This is a genomic window from Priestia sp. SIMBA_032 (assembly GCF_046535215.1).
Classification (GTDB): Bacteria; Bacillota; Bacilli; order Bacillales; family Bacillaceae_H; genus Priestia; species Priestia aryabhattai.
In genome coordinates this window covers 1-332 of the sequence record NZ_JAWRXD010000299.1, presented here as the reverse complement: position 1 = coordinate 332, position 332 = coordinate 1, and the positions used below count along the sequence as shown (strand labels likewise).

The window sequence follows — 332 nt, the reverse complement described above, 5'->3', positions numbered from 1 at the left end:
CGTATATATACGGATTATTTTCTTAGTGTAGTCTGTATTGACCTGTTAACTGTTTTTCAGCCATTCAAACTAAGCGTTTTGTAATCTCTCCAACGATCCGAACCATTTGCAGATGATGTGATGTATCAGGTCCCAGTGTGACCCCTAGTTCAAAAGCACTTTCATACTTCATTTGCTCAATAGTACTTGTAGTAGCAGAAATAAGAATTTCATTTGTATTACTTTCGCATGAGTAACCTAATTTATTCCAGTATTTTTATAGGAACCCTTTCCCTCCCCTTATTCCACCAATTAAATTTGAAACACAAATGTACATTGCATTTCAATGCAAC

At 35.2% G+C, this 332-nt stretch carries 1 protein-coding gene; it reads right to left on the bottom strand.

Annotation, left to right across the window (positions count from 1 at the left end):
• Nucleotides 1-64: 64 nt before the first annotated feature.
• Nucleotides 65-208, bottom strand: a complete 144-nt coding sequence (locus SB717_RS34475) for a small, acid-soluble spore protein, alpha/beta type (RefSeq protein WP_071729993.1) — start codon at nt 206-208, stop codon at nt 65-67.
• Nucleotides 209-332 lie beyond the last annotated feature (124 nt).